Consider the following 20,167-nt stretch of genomic DNA (forward strand, 5'->3'; position numbering starts at 1 on the left):
GTGGGTGACTGGTACCTTGGCTTAGCAGCAGAGCTAGGCATCATTAGCGGAAAAGACGAAAATGGCAAAACTGTTTTCGCACCGAAAGACAACGCAACACGTGCACAAGCGGCAAAAATGCTTTATTTCTTAATAGAAACATTTTAATAGGTAGATAGCTTGTGTAAATGAATAAATAGCAAAAAACCTCCTTCTGTCTCTTTAGACTCAAGGGGGTTTTTTCATATAGGCTAATTTAATGGAAAATTTTGCACAAAAATAGAGAATTATATGTTAATATAAAATGGTATAGTCAATTATCATCATATTATTGGGGAAATAAGGAGGAAGTTTAATGAAAAAAAATACAAAAATGGCTCAAAAACTATTCAAAGCCGCTCTTGCTACTTCAGTTGCAACTGGTGCTATGGTAGTGCTTGCTCCAGTAAATTCAGATGCAGCAACTACTAGTTTCAAAGACCTTAAGTCTACTAGCGATCACTATCAAACTGTACTAGATTTAGCTGCAAAAGGAATCATTCAAGGATATGCAGATGGTACTTTCAAGCCAGACAATACAGTTACACGTGGACAAGCAGCTAAAATTATCGCGCTTGCTATTGGATTAGAAACAAAAGATGTCAAAAATCCCGGTTTCAAAGATATTAAAACAGATAACCAATATTATGGTCCAATCGCTGCACTTGTTCAGGCTGGTATTATCACTGGATTTGAAGACAATACATATCGCCCTGGTGATACATTGACACGTGGTCAAATGGCGAAAATTATTGCTTTAGCGTTTGATCTTCCAGAAGAACAAACAATCAGTAACTCTTTCAAAGATGTAAAAGAAACACATTGGTTCAAAGGATATGTTCAAACACTAGTAACTCACAACATCACGAAAGGAACGACTGCAACAACTTTCGATCCAGGCGCTGCGGTTAAACGTGGGCAATTAGCTTCTTTCGTTGTTCGTGCTGAAAAAGCAATAGACACTGGAGAGGTAGTTGTAAGTTTGAAAGAAGGTTCAATCGAGCTTGCTTCTGGCACATATACACTTTCTGCTGATCTACAAAAAGTATTAAATGTAGCAAATGCGGACGCTTTAGCTGGTGCAAAACTAAAATTCACAGCGAAAGATGGAGCAATCACTTCTATTGAATCATTAAATATTACAAAAGACAAAGTTACACTTGATGGTGCTGGTGCATCAGTAGCGGGCAATGTAGTAGTTAGTGGAGATTCAGTTATCCTTAAAAACCTTACAGTTACAGGTGACTTGAAACTTGGAAATGAAGTAAAAACTAGCTTTACAGCTGAAAAAGTGACAGTTAAAGGAAAAACAACTGTATCTAATAAAAAAGCATTAGTAGCAAGCTTAGACAATCAATTCCTTGCTGCAGTAGCAAATGGTACAAGTATTACTTTCAATAACTCTACTTTAAATGATGTAGACATTGCACAATCAGGCGCGAAGCTTGAGCTTAAAGGTACAGGTACTGTGAAAAATGTAACCGTAACGACAGATGCTTCTGTGACAGCTGCTTCAGGAATTACAATTTCAAAACTTGCAATTGCTGCTGGAGTAAAAGATGTAAGTGTTAATGCGAATGTTACAACATTAGACGTAAAAAATACTTCTACAAAAATAACACTTAGCGCAACAACTAAAATAACAAACCTTGTATTACCAGCTGGTGTAAAAGCTTCAGATGTTATCACAAACTATGAAGCAGTAAAAGCTAACATCTCTCAAATCGGTGGAGTAAAAAATCCTGACTCATCAGCATTAACACCACCAGCAGGCGGCGGCGGTGGTGGTGGTTCAACTGGCGGCGGTGGTGGCGGTACAGTTACACCCCCTACTCAAACAGCTCAACAAAAATTAGATGCAGCAATTCTTGAAGGACTTACTTCAGCTGATACTAAAGATGACACAATATCAATAGTGCCTAATGGGAATACTTTTAACGTCACAATTGATGTTAATAGTACTTTTGCAAACTTTACAGGGTTAGCGAGAAGTATCCATGGTAAGTATTCTCCAATTGCTACATTAAAAAGTATTACAATACCATACGAAGGTGTAGATATAGTAAAAACTTTCACTACTAATGTTCCTTTTGATACTGCAGTAGAAGAAGCACTGGAAGATATTAATGCACTTACTACAAATACCGACATTACATTAGGATCACCACTAAGCCTGCTTAAAGGTAAAACTATTAGCTTTACTGTAGCTGGAACATTTGACAATGAACCTGTAAATGGTACTTACACATTTGTATTTGCGAAATAAGTAAGTGCCAGTTACTCATACAATTAAAAAACTCTTATGTCCTTTGGGGCATAAGAGTTTTTTGTGTTTCTTCGAGTGCCAGTCACTCACACAATACGCCCGAAGTAAGCATAACCCCCAACGAACTAAGAATAAGTCACTGAATCCAACATAACCCTCAACGAACTAATCATAACCATCTTCGAATCCAACATAACTCTCAACGAACTCAGCATAACCATCTCCGAACTTAGCAAAATCACCCCACTCCCCACAAAACTAATACATAAGTACTAAAAACCAAATAACCAAACCAGTAAAATTTATTAACTAATATCCTATTTTTCCAATTTTAGCTACTCATTCGACATGCTTCATGCTAAACTTATGCTAAGATTAAGTAAAAAGGGGAATTCCATGAAAAAGAGAAGAAGGCTAAAAATATTTTTGTTAACAGCTTTAATCATTATTATTGGGGCAGGAAGCTATTTACTATATGAATTTAAATTTAAAAAATATGACGTTGCCGATGAAGCGGTAACAGAGATTATGGCAGATCCTTACACAGTGGAGTTACCGGATGGAAGTAAGATTACAATCGATGAAAATGGAAAAGTTATAGAAGATAAAGCAACGGATACTAAGACAGTATCTGCAGGCCATTCAATAACGGGTAGTGTTGGACAAGCTAACGATCAAACACAATCTTCCAGTCAAACAAGTTCAACTGGATCAACTGATTCAACAACAGCCAACTCATCCACGACACCAACTGTCGGTTCGATTAAAGAAAAATACATACCTGCCCTTCAAGGTTTAGAAGCCCAAGCAGACTCGAAAATAAACGCACTTGTCGGCCGTGCAAAGGGCGAATATCAGGACAAGAAAGCAAACGGAGAAAGTATCAATTTCGGATACTTCTACAATAAGTACATGGCTGCTGCAAAAGATTTAGAAACAAGCACGGATGCTGTATTTTATGGCGTACTAGCAGCAGTAGAAAAAGACCTAGTAGCAAACGGTTTTGATAAATCGTACGCAAAAAGCTTCAAAGAAGAATACGAAGCGACGAAAAAAGCAAGAAGAGATAGTTTATTAAACAAGGCCCTTGGCAAATAATTAAAATACAAAAAAATCCGCTAGGACTCACTTTACAGAGGGATCCCGACGGATTTTTTGTATCCATTCCATAAAAACTAAAACACCTAAAAACGTAATAGCCCCGCACATATCAAGAAAAACATCATGCCACGTAGGAGTCCGGCCTCCCGTAAGCAACTGTCGATACTCATCCGTACAAGCAATGATAAAAGTGGACAAACCAGCAAGCAATACTCGGAATCTCTTCTTTGGTAAAACGAAATAAACGGCAACTGCGACAAAACCAAAAAGAAAGAAATGTGCACCTTTCCGAATAATAAACTCCAAAAATCGATAATATCCACGCTGCTCAATAGAAACTGTTTTTCCCCAATAAGGTATTTCCAGCTTCGCTAACTGCGTTTCCAATGGCTTATATGGTAGCATTTCCTGAAGTGTAGGTATAAGAGATTGTTGCTCGTACGTTTGACCGGAAGATAGGAATAAAATAGTCACAAGAAAGAGTAAAACAAGTAGTTTATTCATAACAAAATAATACCACAATTTACAAATATAATTGGTACTAAATGAATTGTAGAAATGTCTCGTTTTCAATAGAAAATTGAGATTATTTGTAATAGAATAGGTAATATTTATGTTATACTAGAATTTGTTGGTAAAGAAGATATTTGAGATGTAAAGGGGTAGCAAATACATATGGAAGAAACAATTAGTTTACAAGAATTATTTAAGACATTGAGGAAAAGGCTTATATTGATTATCAGTATGGTCGCAGTTGTAGTAATGATTGCTGGAGTTATTAGCTACTTCTTTTTGACGCCAATCTATCAAGCTTCTACACAAATCCTTGTCAATCAACAAAAAATCGAGCAGCAACAATTCAATTCCCAAGACATACAAACGAATCTTCAGTTGATTAACACATATAACGTAATTATTAAAAGCCCTGCTATTCTATCAAAAGTAATCGAGAATCTAGATCTGGACACGACACCAGCAGCCCTAACAGATAAAATCACCGTAACGAATGCACAAAATTCGCAAGTAGTGAACATTAGTGTAGAAGACCCTGAACCTTTTAAAGCGGTGGATATTGCTAATACAACTGCACAAGTGTTCCAAGAAGAAATCCAAAAATTAATGAAAGTCGACAACGTAAACATCCTGTCACCAGCAGTGCATGTAGAAAATCCATCGCCAATTAAACCGAATCCTGTTCTTAACATGGCTATTGCAGCGGTTATTGGATTAATGCTTGGAGTGGGGATTGCATTCTTACTAGAATACTTAGATACGTCGATAAAAAATGAGCAAGATATTGAAGATATTCTTCAATTACCAATACTAGGACTTATTAGCCCAATTCCAGAAATAAATGATGTAAGTGTTACGAGTCAGATTAAGTCCCGACGAAAGCGAGTGTAAAGTATGGCGAAAAAAACTAAAAGCTTAAAAGAAGTCGCCCGTAAATTAATCGTGAAAACCGATCCAAAATCTTTTGTTTCAGAACAATTTCGTATCGCTCGTACAAACATTAACTTCTCGAAACCAGATGGAGAGTTAACTACTTTACTATTTACATCTTCTGTACAAGCAGAAGGGAAGTCAACTTCTTCTGGTAATTTAGCTTGTTTGTTTGCACAAGAAGGAAAAAAAGTGATTCTAATTGATGCAGATATGCGAAAACCAACTGTCCAATATACATTTCATTTAACGAACACGATAGGTCTGTCCAATATACTAGCGCAAAGTACACCTGTGATGGATGCAGTGAAAGAGACGGATATTGAAAATCTACACATCATTACAAGTGGACCAATCCCTCCAAATCCGGCGGAATTGCTTAGTTCCAAGTCCATGGATGAAATGGTTGTGGAATTAAAAAAGCATTATGACCTCGTTATTTTTGATGCTCCTCCTGTATTATCCGTGACAGATGCGCAAATTTTGGCGAATAAGTGTGAAGGAACTGTGCTTGTGATTAGTGCAGGTGCAACCGATAAAAATAGTGTGCTAAAAGCAAAAGAGTTGTTAGAAGCCTCAAAAGCGAAAATTATCGGAACTGTACTCAACAACTTCAAACTAGAAAAAGATCATTATTATTACCAATACTATGGAACGGAAGAGTAAAAAGGCACTTAGGTGTCTTTTATACTCTCTTTTTATGTTAATTTAATTTTAAATAATAGGAGAATCTAGATAATGATAGATATACATAGCCACATTTTATATGGAGTAGACGATGGACCAGGTGTAAAAGAAGTGACGATCCAAATGCTAGAGAAGGCAGTAAAAGAAGGAATAACGGAGATTATATCCACCTCTCATGCGTTCCATCCGCAATACCATGCAGAAGCACATGAAGTAAAAGAAAAACTGCTCACGCTACAACAAGAAATAGCAGAACAGCAACTACCTTTAAAATTACATATCGGACATGAAGCGAGACTAAGAGATGATTTAGTAGAGTTAATAAAAGAAGAGAAAATTCATACGCTTGCTGGATCTAAATACCTACTACTTGAACTCCCTTCGCAAGGTATTCCAAAGTACACGACAGATATTATTCATCAATTATTATCAGAAGACATACTGCCCATTATTGCACATCCGGAAAGAAACAAAGCAATTGCAGAAAATCCAAGTAGATTAAAGAAACTGATTAATCATGGAGCGATTGCACAAATTACATCAGGAAGCTTAGCAGGGCACTTTGGAAGAGGAATTCAAAAACTATCCTTACAGTTAGTTGATGCAAACTTAGTGCATACATATGGTTCAGATGTACATAATTTAAAAACGAGACCATATAAATTTGACCGGGGATTAAGATACTTAGAAAAACATAAAAGATTAGATGCCGTAGACATTTTTCTCGAAAATAATGCAAGAATCGTAGAAAATAGCGAAGTCATCATATTAGAGCCAGAAGACCTACAATTACCAAAATGGTGGAATATTTTCGCTTAACGATGTAACTATTTATCATAAATAGGAGAAAATTATTTGTCTTAATTATCTGAATAATGGAGGAGTCCCGCCGATGGAGTTTTTTTGTAATTAAAAATACCTAAAACTATAATATTTAGTAAGTATTATAGTTTAAGAAAATCCCTATAAAATCCCAAAAATGCTATAATAATTAGGGTGAAAGTATTATTTGGGAATGGGGTTGTAATAGTGTCATTAGGAAAAAGAATGTCGCTGTTAGTTTTTGTCGATTCTGTTATCGTATTGTTTTCTATCTTCATCGGATACTTTTTACTGCATCCAATCGACAATCCTTTTACAGATTCATTTTTAGTAACAAGCTCTATTACTATTTTCATAGCACATCATGTCTTAGCAATGTATTTTGGATTATATCGAAAGGTGTGGGAGTACGCTTCTATTAGAGAATTAGAATCCATCTTTAAAGCGGTAACGTTATCCATTATTGTAGTAGCAATCGTTCAACAAATCATTCGAGGAGATATATTATATAGAGCATTATCCATTACGTGGATGCTACATATGTTACTCATTGGAGGATCAAGGCTTTCTTGGAGAGTGTTCCGAGATACATATATATCAGGAGAAAAAGTAAATAGCGCAAAAAAGCGAACGCTCATTATTGGGGCTGGATCAGCAGGCACCATGATTGCTCGTCAATTGCTGAAGAACATGGATTCACCACTAGTTCCAGTAGCTTTTATAGACGATGATTATAAGAAAAAAGGTCTAGAAATCTTCAATATTCGAGTAATGGGTGGAACAGACATTATACAAGATGCTGTGAAAGACTTGGACATCGAACACATCATCATTGCCATCCCATCACTCGACAAAACAACGAGTGCCATGCTAATGCAACAGTGCTTAGACACTGGAGTACATACACAAATCATGCCGCTTATTGAAGACTTATTGACTGGTAAAGTATCAGTCAATGAAATTAGAGATGTAAAATTAGAAGACCTACTCGGACGCGACGAAGTAGAACTAGACTTAGAATTGATCTCTACCAAATTGACAAATAAAAAGATTCTCATAACCGGAGCGGGCGGCTCCATAGGTTCAGAAATTTGTCGTCAAGTAGCAAGATTCGATCCAAGCCAACTCATTCTACTCGGTCACGGAGAAAATTCTATCTATACAATAGACATGGAATTGCGCCGAAAGGTTTCACCAAACACAGAAATAATTCCAATAATTGCAGATGTTCAAGATCGAAACCGTATCTTTGACATTATGTCTGAATATAAACCAGATGTTATTTACCATGCTGCAGCCCATAAACATGTTCCTTTAATGGAAGGAAACCCGATGGAAGCAGTCAAAAATAATATCTTTGGTACAAAAAATGTAGCAGAAGCAGCAGATATGTTTGGCGTCGGCTATTTCGTCATGATTTCAACCGATAAAGCGGTTAACCCACCGAATATCATGGGTGCAACCAAACGCTTTGCTGAAATGATTGTTCAGAATCTTGCAAAAGAAAGTGAGACGAAATTCGCAGCAGTCCGCTTCGGAAACGTGCTTGGTTCTCGCGGAAGCGTAGTACCACTATTTAAAAAACAAATAGCTGCTGGTGGACCGGTGACCGTAACCGATCCAGAGATGACACGATATTTCATGACCATACCAGAAGCATCTCGACTAGTCATTCAAGCTGGAACACTTGCAAATGGCGGAGAAGTATTCGTCCTCGACATGGGAGAACCGGTTAAAATTGTGGACCTAGCTAAAAATCTCATCAAGCTTTCTGGTTACGCAGCAAACGAGATTGGCATCCAATTCTCAGGCATTCGGCCAGGCGAGAAGTTGTTTGAAGAACTTTTGAACGAAAATGAAATTCAAAATGGCTATGTATTTCCAAAGATTCATATTGGACGCGCTACTCCAATTAGTCAGCTGGAGTTGGAGGATGTGCTGGATAACCTACTGGAGATGCCGGTTTTAGAAGTGAAAGAGACGCTAGTAGGGATTGCTAATAGGAAGAATGTCGAATTAATGAATAAGAGAATGATGGCATGAAAATAGCTACTAAAAATTTGCTAGAGTTAAAAACTTTTATAGAAGGATTTGGAACGGAGAATAAGATGAGTACATTGAAACTACAAACAGGTTATTTAAAGTCATTTATTCAACCGGAAGAATTACTTCTATTAAAAGACTCTGTTCAACGTATTCACGAAAAAATGCATAAAAGAAGCTTAGAAGGAAACAAGTTTTTAGGATGGCTAGATTACCCGTTAGAAAATCATGACTCTCAAATAGAAGAGATGATAGCAATTGCCAAAGGAGACGCTATCAAGTAAGTAACTTTGCGGAAAAGCTAGGACAAGGTACAGCTCCTTCTAATTTGGCAATTATGGGACGTTATATTTTAACACCGGAGATTTTTGAGTTTTTGGAAACACAGGAAACTGGTGCTGGTGGAGAAATTCAGTTGACGGATGCGATCCAACAGTTAAACCAAATGCAGGAATGTGTATGCGTTTGATTTTGAGGGTACGCGATTTGTGAATGTGAATAGTTAGTTAGGTGGAAATATTTAAATATTGAAGCCCATACTAGGTGGGCTTCCAGTTTATAAATAGGTTTAGTTGATTAGTAGTTGGATAGAAAAAGCTAAAAATCTAATCAAGTACTAGACAACTAAAAAACCACAAACAATAAATTTAAATTAAAGTGAGGGAATATAATTGTCATATTTAATAGTTGTTGCGCATCCAGATGATGAGGTTTTAGGAGCGGGAGCCACAATGTACAAACTTGCTAAACAAGGATATTCAGTGAATGTTTGTATATTATCGGGAGAAGTGAATGCAAGAAATTTCCGCCCTTCTTCCAATGAACTTGATGAGGATGTGAATAACTCTATGGATATAATTGGCGTTGATAGAGTCATTAAAGGTCATTTTCCGAACATAGAGTTTAACAATACGGGACATATAAAACTTGTTGAGTTTATAGAGAAAGCAATTCTTGAAACAAATGCGGATGTAGTATTTACTCATCATCCAGCAGATTTAAATAATGACCATCTACATACATCTCTTGCTTGCCAGGCCGCAGTGAGATTATTCCAAAGAAGAAGTGATGTAAAGCCGTTAAAAGAGCTTCTTTTCATGGAAGTTCCATCTTCAACTGAGTGGGGATTAAATAAAGCGATGAACCAGTTTTCTCCAAATACCTTTATTGAAGTTGGTGAACTAAGTGTCGATAAAAAGATAGAAGCCCTTGCTCAATATCGTGGAGTTATGAGAGATTATCCTCATCCGAGAAGTAACGAAGTTATTAAAGGTCTTTCCGCTTACCGTGGTGGACAAGCCGGTATGGTCTATGCCGAAGCATTTGAAAGTGTATTCAGACGGGGATTCTAATGTCAGAAAGGGAGATCTAGATTGAAGAAAAAAATCGCTTTTGCAACTTGTGTTCAATTAGGATTAAGCTGCATTGAAGAGATATATCGTATTGGTGGTATCCCTGACTTGCTTATTACACTTAAGGATGAAAAGGCGAAGAATAAATCAGGAAGAATAAACCTTGATAAGATTGCTTACGAAAATAGTGCTCCGCTCTTAAAAGTTGATAATATCAATGATCAACAAGTTCTTAATGAATTGAAAGAACGTCAAATCGATTGGCTATTTATTATTGGTTGGTCACAAATTGCTAAGAAAGAACTTCTTGAAACACCTTCTTATGGTTGTATTGGAATGCACCCTACCTTATTACCAATTGGTAGGGGACGAGCAGCAATACCCTGGGCAATTATTAAAGGTATAAAAGAGACTGGTGTAACGATGTTTAAGTTAGATGAAGGTGTTGATACAGGTGATATTATTGGACAAGGCGTCATCGAACTAGATGAAAACACAACAGCAACGAAGCTTTATAAAGAAGTTGATGATATGCATATCTCCCTTATGTCAAAGTATTGGGATAGTATTGTAAATAACGATATTGTACTTACAAAACAAAATGAAGTTAATGCGACTGAATGGCCGGGAAGAAAGCCAGAAGACGGTGAGATTTTTAGTAGTTTGACAATGGATGAAGCTAGTAAATTAGTAAGAGCAGTAACATATCCATATCCAGGTGCTTTTTATAATAGAGGGAATAATACATACAGAATATGGTCAGCTAAAACGAGTAAAGATGAAGGTGTAATAGAACTTAGCGATGGATATTTGACACCCATGGATTATGAAGTAGAGGTAAAGCTATGAAAGAAAAGAAAGTTCAAAAACTAATAAAGCGTGTCTTTGATATTGTTGCTTCTTTACTAGTACTTGTATCTTTCCTTCCTGTTTGGGTAATAGTTGCTTTGTTTATAAAGATTACTTCTACCGGTCCTATATTTTTCTTGCAAGATCGCCCTGGTCTGAACAAAAAGATTTTTAAAGTATACAAATTTCGAACGATGAAACCCGGGTCAGAAAAAATGGTTAAGGGTCATGAAGTAATGAAAGACGACAATCGGATTACTACAATTGGCAAGTTTCTAAGAAGAAGCAAATTGGATGAAATACCACAAGTGCTTAACGTGTTGAAGGGTGAAATGAGTCTTGTTGGTCCAAGACCTGAGAGAGTAGAATCACTAAGTGATTATACAAATGAAATGTCTAAAAGACTTTATATGAATCCAGGAATGTCTGGATTGGCGCAAGTAAGTGGTAATATATATCTATCATTAGAAGATCGTTATAAATTGGATGTTTATTATGTAGAACAATATAGTTTGTGGCTTGATTTGAGGATTATTATAAGGACCATCGGTGTTGTTTTATTTGGAGAAGAGAAGTATGTTGATAAGTGCTTAGTTGAGATTAATTTAGGATTTACAGAAGTAGCAGGTACTAAAGAGGAGAATGCATAAATGAAAAAGATACTTATAACAGGAGTTAATAGTTATATAGGTACTTCATTTCAAAAATGGGTTTTACAATATCCTGATATGTATTCGGTAGATTTTATTAGTATAAGAGATGATCATTGGAAGGAAAGCTCATTCTCTGGATACGATATCATTTTTCATACAGCAGCAATTGTTCATGTTAAAGAAAACGATACACTTAAGTATTTTAAAGTTAATAGAGATATAACAATTGAGTTAGCTAATAAGGCGAAAGATGAAGGTGTGAAGCAATTCATATTTTTAAGTACTATGGGGATTTATGGTAATGAAACAGGTTATATTACTGAAGAAACAATACCAATACCAAAGACTCCATATGCCCAGTCAAAATATGAAGCTGAACAGCTTCTGTTAAATCTTAACACTACTGATTTTAACGTAGCTATTCTTCGACCACCGATTGTCTATGGAAAGGATTGTCCTGGGAACTACGCTAGACTAGCAAATATGGTTATAAAGCTACCGATTTTTCCTAAAATAGAAAATAAGCGTAGTATGCTATATATTGATAATTTATCTGAATTTATTAGGATATTAATAGATAATAACCAAGGTGGTATATATTTTCCGCAAAATAAGGATTATGTGAATACTGCTGATTTAGTAAGGCTTATTGCAATAGCCCATGGCAAGGAAATTAGAGTATCTAGTATTTTTAACTGCGGGGTTGAAATAGGACTTAAACTGTCAGGAACTTTAAGGAAGGTATTCGGGACATTTGTTTATGATAAAGGAATCTCGGGCGGACCGTTATATACGATAAATGGAAAAAAAGTAGATTATGAGACTGTGTCATTTGAAAAATCGATCATAGTTACTGAAAAGAATATAGGTGGTTAAATTATGGGGAAGAAGACAGATTTCAAGAATATATGGGTTTTTCATCACTATGCTACACCGCCAACAATGAATGGTTTTACAAGGCCTTATAACTTTGCAACAAATATGAACGATAAAAATTATAAGACTACAGTCTTTGCTGCGTCTTACCTTCATTTTTCAGACATAAATTTAATAAGTGATAAAACTCCATATGTTGTAGAAAATCACTCAGAGGTTTCTTTTGTATTTGTAAATACACCTTCCTCAGGTAAAAATTCTTTGGCTAGAATAAAAAATATGGCTTCTTATTATAAAAAATTGTTTAGTGTAGCAAAAAATTACTCTGATAGTTATGGCAAACCTGATGTTATTATTGCCTCATCCCCGCACCCTTTAGCCATGGTTGCTGGAATTAAAATTGCAAAAAAACTCAATGTTCCTTGTATTTGTGAAATTCGAGACTTGTGGCCAGAAGCAATATTTGCCTTTGGAAAAACTAAAGAAACAAGTATTTTAGGTAGACTTCTAATAGCTGGAGAACATTGGATTTACAAAAGAGCAGATGCATTAGTGTTTTTAAAAGAAGGAGATACGGACTATCTCAAAGATAGAAATTGGGCAACAGAACAAGGTGGGGAAATTGACTTAAATAAATGTCATTACATTAATAATGGTGTTGATATTGCTGCATTTAACAGGCAGATTGAAAATAATATTTTAAAAGATAAAGACTTACTTAGTGGTAAGTTTAATGCTGTTTATACAGGTGCAATACGTCCTATTAATAATGTAGAGAATATTCTCGATGCGGCTAGGTTATTAAAAGAACACGAAAACATTCAATTTTTAATTTATGGTGACGGGAATCAATTAGAATCTTTGAAGAAGCGTGTAAAGGACGAAGGATTAACTAATGTTAAGATGAAGGGATATATAGATAAGAAATATATCCCTTTTGTGTTGAGCAAATCATCAGTTAACATATTGAATTATTCTCAAACTAAATATAATTGGTCGAGAGGGAATAGTTCAAACAAGTTGTTTGAATATATGGCATCTGGTAAGCCTATTATATCAACTGTTCAAATGGGGTATAGTCCATTAGAAAAATATAATTGCGGGTTATCATTAACTAGGGATACCCCAGAAGATTTAGCAAATGTTATTATGCGTATTTATGACATGTCTAAAGAAGTGTACAGTGAAATGAGTGAAAATGCTAAGAACGGGGCGCGAGAATTTGAATATAAAGTATTAACCCAAAAATTGATTTCAGTAATGGAGAATTTTAATTCATGAAAAAAATAGCTAAAACAGTATTAACTGAATATGGAGTAAAGTGGACAATCAATCGAGCGTTATATTCAGCTAAACTTAAAACGATGTCTGCAATTCCTGTTACGGAAAAGCTTTATGAAAGAAATGTAAAGGTGACGAGAATTGATATATTCGATTTTGATGTTTTTTCAATTATGGCCTTTTTATGGGGGTTATCGGAAGAAAAAAAAGCAGAAATAATTTCTGTTGCTGATAAAGCCATCGATGGGGTTGTTACTGGTTTTTCTTCAATTAATCTTGATTATGGAAAACCGATTAATTGGCACTTTAATCCGTTAACGGGATTGGAAAGCAAAAAACATGTTAAGTGGTATGAAATACCGGATTTTGATAGTGAATTAGGAGATATAAAAGTTGTTTGGGAAGCATCACGATTTACACATTTCTTTTATTTTGTTAGAGCATATTTGTTGTCTGGTGATATGAAATATTATAGAGCATTTTCAGAACAGCTAAAGGATTGGCTGAAAAATAACCCCTATCCTTATGGTGCTAACTTTAAATGTGGGCAAGAATGTACTCTTCGTATGATAAATCTACTTATGGCTTATTCAGTTTTTAAGAGTTGCGAAGTAACTACTAAGGAAGACTCAGATAATGTAACGACACTAGTAGAGGTATGTTATAAGAAGGTGCTATCAAACTTTTTTTATGCACATAAATGTATTAAAAACAATCATACCTTTTCAGAAATTTGTGGTTTAATTGTTGGGGCTTGGTGTTGTGAAGATGAGTTAGCAGTTAAAAAGGCCTATATATTTCTTGATAAAGAAATTCGAAATCAGTTTCTCCCTGATGGAGGTTTTACACAATATTCATTTAACTATCATAGATTCACCCTTCAAATAATTGAGTGTGTTTATAAACTAAGTGAAAAAACTCAGTTGTATATTACTGAACAAGAAAGAATAAAAAGTAGCGTGCTTTTATTGTATCAGGTTCAAAATGATAACGGAGACGTTCCAAACTATGGATCAAATGACGGAGCACTAATATTCCCAGTAACATCTTGTGGTTATCGTGATTTTCGTCCAGTTTTAAATACGATGTACTCATTAATTGAGGGAAAAAGACTCTATGAATCTGGTGATTATGATGAAGAACTATTATGGTTTGGTAGTAGAAGAAAGTTACCATTTGAAAAAGTATTACGCAAAACTTCTTCCTATGATGAATCTGGCTTTTATAAATTTCACCATGATAATGGCTTTTTGATGACTAGCCTACAAAATTTCAAATCCAGACCTGCTCACATGGATCAACTCCATATTGATTTATGGCATAAAGGGGTAAATATCCTTTGCGACAGTGGTACTCATTCTTATGCTAGTAATCTAGGTAAAGAACTTACTTCTACATCAGGTCATAATACCGTAAAAATTTCTGGTATTGAGCAGATGAATAAAATAGGTGCATTTTTAGTAATAGACTGGACAAAACGAAAAGATGTCCATTTTGATAATACCTCTTTTAAAGGGACTATGGTTTCAAAGAATGGCTATGAACATAGCAGATTTATTGAAAAATATGAACAGGGTTATTTGATTACTGATGATATATACGGTGCAGGGGAGTACAGTGATTTTTATTTTCACACCCCATGTGATGTCAAAATAAATAAATCTGGTTTTGAAATATACCATGAAAATCATCTCATGTGTAAGGTTTTAACTAATGGTCTTGTAGAAGTAGAAAAGGCTTTTAGAAGTTTGTATTATTTAAAAAAAGAAGAGATAAATTGCGTGACAATTAGAAGTGCTATAACCCAAAATAGATGTAATATGAAGTTTAATATAAAGCTAATTAACTAAGAAAAGAAAGGAAGTTTATTCATGATTAATATTATTGGGCTTGGGTATATAGGTTTACCAACAGCTCTTATGTTTGCAAAAAGTGGATTAAAAGTAGTAGGAACTGATTACAACGGTAATTTAGTAAGTTCATTAATAGAAGGTAGGCTTACATTTGAAGAAGAGGGACTAGAAGAACTATTCAATGAAGCTCTCGCTAAGGGAATTGAATTTACTACCGAATACCAGAAGACACATACTTATATTATTTCGGTTCCAACTCCTTATATAAAAGAAAGTAAGAAACTTGATCCAAAGTATGTTATCTCTGCAGTGAATAGTGTTCTTGATGTTTGTGAAAAGGGTGCAGCTTTAATTGTTGAGTCTACTGTTTCACCAGGAACTATTGATAAATACGTACGTCCTGAAATTGAAAAAAGAGGTCTTGTTATTGGAGAAGACATTCATTTGTTACATGCTCCGGAAAGAATTATACCTGGAAACATGATTTATGAACTTGAGTACAATTCAAGAACGATTGGCGCAGATAATTCAGAAATTGGAGAGAAGATTAAAGGGCTATATTTGAATTTCTGTAAAGCAGAAATTGTTGTGACTGATATAAGATCAGCGGAAATGTCTAAGGTAGTAGAAAATACTTATCGTGATATTAATATTGCCTTTGCTAATGAGTTGGCAAAAATTTGTCATACAGACAATATGGATGTTTATGAGATTATTCGCATTGCAAATATGCATCCACGAGTTAATATCATGCAACCCGGACCTGGAGTTGGGGGGCATTGCATCTCAGTGGATCCGTGGTTCTTAGTTGGAGATTACCCAGATCTAACAAATCTTATTTTGACTGCGCGTAAAGTTAACGATTCGATGCCAAGGCATGTATTAGGACGAATCAGAGATATCATGAGAGAACATAACATTAAAGATATATCCAAAGTTGGTCTATACGGGTTGGCTTATAAAGAAAATGTTGATGACACAAGAGAAAGCCCTACACATCAATTATTAGAAAGAATGGATGAACACTTAGCTTTTGGTGTTAAAGTGTTTGACCCATTTTTAAAGGAAAGAATTATAGATCATCAGTTTATGAACTTTGAAGACTTTCTAAATGAAATAGAAGTTCTCGTGATAATGGTAGGACACGATCATATTAAAAACAATACGGATATCATAAAGGACAAGATTGTTCTGGATACTAAAAATATTTGTTTATTCGATGGTGTTTATAAGTTGTAGAGCAATGGTTGACTATGAATTGCAATGAAAAACTATTATGTGCTTTCAATAAAGTTTAAATATAGAGGGGCAATGAGAATACCAAAATAAGGTGGAAGTGCAAGAATTTTAGCCAAAATTAATCAATATGGCAAGAAAGGAATTATGAATTTGAGTATTGTATTTATTATTCCATATGTACCAATTCCTAGAATGGTTAAGCGGATAAAGACATCATCTTCCATAGATAATACTTCAGTAATATTTTGGGACAGAGGCACTGATGAAATTACGAATTTAGATTTACCTTCCAATGCGGAGATTCACCATATTAAAGAGAAAGCAAATGAAGGCCAACCATTGAAAAGACTTGGTGCTACATTTCGTTTTAGTAGGAAAGCTTTTTCAATCTTAAAAACTGAAAATCCAACATGTATCCATGTAACTAAAACTGATATGTTGCTTTTAGTCTGGTTGTTTTGTATTACAAGAAAAAAACGACCATCCGTAATATATGAGGTAAGTGATATTCATGTAATGGCTTTTAATAATTCTAAATCTTTATTTAAGAAAGTAATAAAATTGTGTTTATATATTTTAGAACGTATTGGCATGAGTGTAGTAGATCGATTAATAATTACCTCTGAGTCCTTTTGGAATGCATATTATAAGCGTCTAATTCCAAAAAGAAATGTATTATTTTTACCTAATACCCCACGCGAGTCTATATTTAAAAGCTACAAGCCTAAAGAAGGAGGTAGATTCCGAATTGGTTTTATTGGGAAGGTTCGGTATAAGGAACAACTTAAATTATTGATAGATGCTTCAGAAAGAGCTGATATTGATATTTTAATTGCAGGAAATGGAGTTGATCTAAGTGAAATCACTGATTATTGTAGAGGTAAGCAAAATATAATTATCTATGGTCCTTACAAATATGAAGAAGAGATAGCTACCCTATACAGTGAGGTAGATTGTATATATTCTATGTATGATACAAAGATTCAAAATGTCCGTATTGCATTGCCTAATCGACTTTATGAGGCTGCAATATGTGGATTACCACTTATTGTATCTAAAGAAACTGAACTATCAAATATAGTTGAGAAAGAAGTACTGGGAGTATCTGTAGCTGATGGTAACATTAATGAATTGACTAATGCTTTATTAAAACTAAAAAATGACTTTTTCTTGCGAAGAGAGATAAAAGAAAATTGTAGGTCTTTTTATCTTAAGTGGAAATATGATGTTGTAAATCAAAAACTTATTGATACATTTAAGGAACTTACTAAAAAAGTATAATTAAATAAATTTAAGCTTTAACTACAAAGAGTAGGTAGTATTCTTGATAATATAAGCTTTATAAATGGATTCAAGTGTTATTTTATTAGGAGCGATGAAATGAGGCAAAAACTGCGAGAAATTATTAGGTACCTTATAAAAAGTAGAGAAAATGAAAAAATATCAGATGCAATCGATAGGCATAAAACGAGACTTCAAAAAAAAATAAATAGAAAAAAAATCTCTGAAGAAGATTTTTTAAAAATAATAAAAAGTATGGGGATAAAAAGTGGAGACACTGTAATGCTGCATGCTTCTTGGAGAAAATTCTATAATTATTCAGGAACTCCTAAAAGTTTGATTGAAAATTTTATTGAGTTACTTGGTAATGAGGGAACGCTTTTAATGCCATGCTATGGTGATAATAGAAAATATTTTGATGTTAAAAATACTCGATCGACTGCAGGAGTTTTATCAGAAGAGTTCAGAAGATATCCAGGTGTTAAGAGAAGTGAATGTTCTCATTTCTCTGTTTGTGCTTTTGGTAAAGATGCTGACATCATAACTAAATATCACATCAAAAGTGAGTTTGGTTTTGATAATTTTTCTCCATATTATATTTTTTCACAAAAAGAAAATAGCAAAGTTGTAATGTTAGGTATGGGAAAATATCCTATTAAATTAACATTAATTCATTGTATTGAGTATATTTTTAAGGATGTTTATCCATATTTTAATCGTTATTTATCCAAAAAATACACAGCAACTGTAATAATTAATGATGGAACTATTACCAAAAGAGAAATGATTGAAGGTAATTATGCTAAATTATATAAAAAAAATATAAAAAAAGTATACAAAAATTTGCCTAAAGATAAAAAATTTTACGGAAAAATTGGAAATATCCAAATTAGAATAATTTTTGCAAAAAAAGGGTTTGATGAAATTTCCAAATTGGTTGTTAGCGGGAAGTCAATGCTTAATCCACCTAAAGTTGAAAAAAATTCATTTAAGCCATATCTTTAGAAATGAGGATTAAATTTGGAAGTTAATAGTTTAATTACAAAGAATAAAAAAATATATCAGCCTAGTCTTATTTTAACAATAATAGGAATTTTTTTTTATAGAATATCGCTTGATTGGATATATGTTTATCAAGTAAATCCAGTTTGGGCATATAGTGGGTTTACAATTAATTTTGATTTTATAAGATATTTTCTGACATGGTTGGTATTAATCGCATTAATACCCTTTATTAGCAAAAATTATAAAAGTAATAAACCTTCTAGTGCTATTATTACTATTTTTTATCTTATTGCTTTTATTCCTGCTTCTGTCTTAATGGCTTTTAAGCCTATGGACAATGAGTTTATAATTTTGTTCTTGTTGTATTGGGTAATATTAAGTATATACCATAGAATAATTCCTTATTTTAATTTAAGAAAACCTATCGCTAAAGAAAGTCATTTTGTTACTAATAGCGTATTAATCATCTTTTCTCTAGTAGTTATATACATATCTTATAAATATACTAATTTTCGTATAAATCTAAATATTTTTAATGTTTATGAATTGAGGGAAGAAGCAAAAGAGTTTGATATGTTTATCATCCTAAAATACCTTTATTCTGCATCAAGGGTTGTTTTACCTACTCTTATTGTATACTTCCTAGTAAACAGTAAAAAACCAATTGCCTTTTGGCTAGCTTTAATACAGTTACTTATTTTTTCCGTTGATGGATCAAAATCAGTTTTATTTTCTTTAATATTAGCTTTTAGTGGTTATTTCATTTATAGAAGTAATCGAATATCTTGGTTCGTATGGTTACTTTTATTTATTAATGTTTTGGCTATATTGGAAGAAAGAATATTGGAAACAACGTATATAATGACTATTTTTATTAGAAGACTTATGTTCTTGCCACAATTATTAAATTATTTTTATTTTGATTTCTTTTCAAAAAATGAGTTTGATTACTTTAGACAAAGTATTATTGGGAATTTAGGCATAGATTCACCTTATATCGTAAGGATCCCAATTATTATAGGAGAAAATTATTATGGGAGTTCAGCGAACAATGGATTATTTTCTGATGCATTTTATAACATTGGTATTATAGGTATATTGATTATGCCATTCCTAATTATTTTGGCGTTAAGATTGCTAGATGCTTGTACTATGGGCTTAGATTCCCGAATATTAATCGCAAGTATAATTACAACTAGTTTAAATTTAATAAGCTCATCATTTTTTACTGTACTATTATCTCATGGTTTTTTAGCTTTATGTCTAATACTATACTATTTGCCTAGAAAAGAGCATTTAAATATAAGTTCTTCAAAACAAATTGCGGTGAAACAATGATACTGTAGGTCAAAATATAATTGTGGTATTTCAACTTTCAAGCTATTACTTTTAATTATA

General features: G+C 33.8%; 19 protein-coding genes and 1 pseudogene. 19 read left to right on the plus strand and 1 reads right to left on the minus strand.

Features of this window, described 5'->3' with window-relative positions:
- From MHB48_RS03675 to MHB48_RS03685, 3 genes are all read left to right on the plus strand, one after another.
- Complete coding sequence (locus tag MHB48_RS03675; protein WP_342600207.1) at positions 1 to 147, plus strand: S-layer homology domain-containing protein; 147 nt, start codon at positions 1 to 3, stop codon at positions 145 to 147.
- A 187-nt stretch (positions 148 to 334) separates the two neighbouring features.
- Complete coding sequence (locus MHB48_RS03680; RefSeq protein ID WP_342600208.1) at positions 335 to 2,284, plus strand: S-layer homology domain-containing protein; 1,950 nt, start codon at positions 335 to 337, stop codon at positions 2,282 to 2,284.
- A 396-nt stretch (positions 2,285 to 2,680) separates the two neighbouring features.
- The gene (locus tag MHB48_RS03685) at positions 2,681 to 3,382 is read left to right on the plus strand and encodes a hypothetical protein (protein ID WP_342600209.1); all 702 of its coding nucleotides are present in this window, start codon (positions 2,681 to 2,683) and stop codon (positions 3,380 to 3,382) included.
- Positions 3,383 to 3,409: 27 nt separating this feature from the next.
- Here the strand turns inward: MHB48_RS03685 and MHB48_RS03690 are convergent, their stop codons facing one another.
- Positions 3,410 to 3,889 (minus strand): VanZ family protein, encoded by a 480-nt coding sequence (locus MHB48_RS03690; protein WP_342600210.1) that lies wholly within the window; start codon positions 3,887 to 3,889, stop codon positions 3,410 to 3,412.
- Positions 3,890 to 4,060: 171 nt separating this feature from the next.
- Between MHB48_RS03690 and MHB48_RS03695 the strand changes: the two genes are divergently transcribed.
- From MHB48_RS03695 to MHB48_RS03770, 16 genes and pseudogenes are all read left to right on the plus strand, one after another.
- On the plus strand, positions 4,061 to 4,789 hold the full coding sequence (locus MHB48_RS03695; RefSeq protein WP_342600211.1) for a Wzz/FepE/Etk N-terminal domain-containing protein: 729 nt from the start codon (positions 4,061 to 4,063) through the stop codon (positions 4,787 to 4,789).
- A gap of 3 nt (positions 4,790 to 4,792) precedes the next feature.
- Positions 4,793 to 5,494 (plus strand): CpsD/CapB family tyrosine-protein kinase, encoded by a 702-nt coding sequence (locus MHB48_RS03700; protein ID WP_342600212.1) that lies wholly within the window; start codon positions 4,793 to 4,795, stop codon positions 5,492 to 5,494.
- A gap of 72 nt (positions 5,495 to 5,566) precedes the next feature.
- The gene (locus MHB48_RS03705) at positions 5,567 to 6,334 is read left to right on the plus strand and encodes a CpsB/CapC family capsule biosynthesis tyrosine phosphatase (RefSeq protein WP_342600213.1); all 768 of its coding nucleotides are present in this window, start codon (positions 5,567 to 5,569) and stop codon (positions 6,332 to 6,334) included.
- Positions 6,335 to 6,544: 210 nt separating this feature from the next.
- The gene (locus MHB48_RS03710; RefSeq protein WP_342600214.1) at positions 6,545 to 8,380 is read left to right on the plus strand and encodes a nucleoside-diphosphate sugar epimerase/dehydratase; all 1,836 of its coding nucleotides are present in this window, start codon (positions 6,545 to 6,547) and stop codon (positions 8,378 to 8,380) included.
- A complete protein-coding gene (locus MHB48_RS03715) occupies positions 8,377 to 8,664 on the plus strand; it encodes a hypothetical protein (RefSeq protein ID WP_342600215.1) in 288 nt (95 codons plus the stop codon). Before MHB48_RS03710 ends, MHB48_RS03715 begins: the two co-directional genes overlap by 4 nt.
- Positions 8,649 to 8,868: pseudogene (locus tag MHB48_RS03720) on the plus strand (sugar phosphate nucleotidyltransferase); the annotation flags it as partial. The gene MHB48_RS03715 and the pseudogene MHB48_RS03720, both read left to right, overlap by 16 nt.
- A gap of 183 nt (positions 8,869 to 9,051) precedes the next feature.
- Positions 9,052 to 9,732 carry a PIG-L deacetylase family protein gene (locus MHB48_RS03725; protein ID WP_342600216.1) on the plus strand — a complete coding sequence of 227 codons (681 nt, stop codon included), beginning with the start codon at positions 9,052 to 9,054 and terminating at the stop codon, positions 9,730 to 9,732.
- A gap of 21 nt (positions 9,733 to 9,753) precedes the next feature.
- Entirely contained in the window at positions 9,754 to 10,581 is an 828-nt protein-coding gene (locus MHB48_RS03730; RefSeq protein WP_342600217.1) for a formyltransferase family protein, read from the plus strand.
- Positions 10,578 to 11,231: a sugar transferase gene (locus MHB48_RS03735; protein WP_342600218.1), complete on the plus strand. Its 654-nt coding sequence runs from the start codon at positions 10,578 to 10,580 to the stop codon at positions 11,229 to 11,231. Before MHB48_RS03730 ends, MHB48_RS03735 begins: the two co-directional genes overlap by 4 nt.
- The gene (locus tag MHB48_RS03740) at positions 11,232 to 12,110 is read left to right on the plus strand and encodes an NAD-dependent epimerase/dehydratase family protein (protein ID WP_342600219.1); all 879 of its coding nucleotides are present in this window, start codon (positions 11,232 to 11,234) and stop codon (positions 12,108 to 12,110) included.
- 3 nt (positions 12,111 to 12,113) lie between these two features.
- Positions 12,114 to 13,391 carry a glycosyltransferase family 4 protein gene (locus tag MHB48_RS03745; protein ID WP_342600220.1) on the plus strand — a complete coding sequence of 426 codons (1,278 nt, stop codon included), beginning with the start codon at positions 12,114 to 12,116 and terminating at the stop codon, positions 13,389 to 13,391.
- Complete coding sequence (locus tag MHB48_RS03750; RefSeq protein ID WP_342600221.1) at positions 13,388 to 15,241, plus strand: heparinase II/III family protein; 1,854 nt, start codon at positions 13,388 to 13,390, stop codon at positions 15,239 to 15,241. The genes MHB48_RS03745 and MHB48_RS03750 overlap by 4 nt, the downstream gene beginning before the upstream one ends.
- A 21-nt stretch (positions 15,242 to 15,262) precedes the next feature.
- Positions 15,263 to 16,483, plus strand: a complete 1,221-nt coding sequence (locus tag MHB48_RS03755; protein WP_342600222.1) for a nucleotide sugar dehydrogenase — start codon at positions 15,263 to 15,265, stop codon at positions 16,481 to 16,483.
- 150 nt (positions 16,484 to 16,633) lie between these two features.
- Positions 16,634 to 17,764: a glycosyltransferase gene (locus MHB48_RS03760; protein ID WP_342600223.1), complete on the plus strand. Its 1,131-nt coding sequence runs from the start codon at positions 16,634 to 16,636 to the stop codon at positions 17,762 to 17,764.
- Between the two features lie 99 nt (positions 17,765 to 17,863).
- Positions 17,864 to 18,769, plus strand: a complete 906-nt coding sequence (locus tag MHB48_RS03765; RefSeq protein WP_342600224.1) for an AAC(3) family N-acetyltransferase — start codon at positions 17,864 to 17,866, stop codon at positions 18,767 to 18,769.
- Positions 18,770 to 18,784: 15 nt separating this feature from the next.
- On the plus strand, positions 18,785 to 20,107 hold the full coding sequence (locus MHB48_RS03770) for a hypothetical protein (RefSeq protein WP_342600225.1): 1,323 nt from the start codon (positions 18,785 to 18,787) through the stop codon (positions 20,105 to 20,107).
- Positions 20,108 to 20,167 lie beyond the last annotated feature (60 nt).

It is taken from the genome of Psychrobacillus sp. FSL H8-0483 (assembly GCF_038637725.1).
Lineage (GTDB): Bacteria > Bacillota > Bacilli > Bacillales_A > Planococcaceae > Psychrobacillus.

Coding starts and splice junctions, on each gene's coding strand:
- MHB48_RS03680 (WP_342600208.1), top strand. CDS start 335: ATGAAAAAAAATACAAAAATGGCTCAAAAACTATTCAAAGCCGCTCTT.
- MHB48_RS03695 (WP_342600211.1), top strand. CDS start 4,061: ATGGAAGAAACAATTAGTTTACAAGAATTATTTAAGACATTGAGGAAA.
- MHB48_RS03745 (WP_342600220.1), top strand. CDS start 12,114: ATGGGGAAGAAGACAGATTTCAAGAATATATGGGTTTTTCATCACTAT.
- MHB48_RS03715 (WP_342600215.1), top strand. CDS start 8,377: ATGAAAATAGCTACTAAAAATTTGCTAGAGTTAAAAACTTTTATAGAA.
- MHB48_RS03690 (WP_342600210.1), bottom strand. CDS start 3,889: ATGAATAAACTACTTGTTTTACTCTTTCTTGTGACTATTTTATTCCTA.
- MHB48_RS03740 (WP_342600219.1), top strand. CDS start 11,232: ATGAAAAAGATACTTATAACAGGAGTTAATAGTTATATAGGTACTTCA.
- MHB48_RS03755 (WP_342600222.1), top strand. CDS start 15,263: ATGATTAATATTATTGGGCTTGGGTATATAGGTTTACCAACAGCTCTT.
- MHB48_RS03685 (WP_342600209.1), top strand. CDS start 2,681: ATGAAAAAGAGAAGAAGGCTAAAAATATTTTTGTTAACAGCTTTAATC.
- MHB48_RS03735 (WP_342600218.1), top strand. CDS start 10,578: ATGAAAGAAAAGAAAGTTCAAAAACTAATAAAGCGTGTCTTTGATATT.
- MHB48_RS03705 (WP_342600213.1), top strand. CDS start 5,567: ATGATAGATATACATAGCCACATTTTATATGGAGTAGACGATGGACCA.
- MHB48_RS03700 (WP_342600212.1), top strand. CDS start 4,793: ATGGCGAAAAAAACTAAAAGCTTAAAAGAAGTCGCCCGTAAATTAATC.
- MHB48_RS03750 (WP_342600221.1), top strand. CDS start 13,388: ATGAAAAAAATAGCTAAAACAGTATTAACTGAATATGGAGTAAAGTGG.
- MHB48_RS03765 (WP_342600224.1), top strand. CDS start 17,864: ATGAGGCAAAAACTGCGAGAAATTATTAGGTACCTTATAAAAAGTAGA.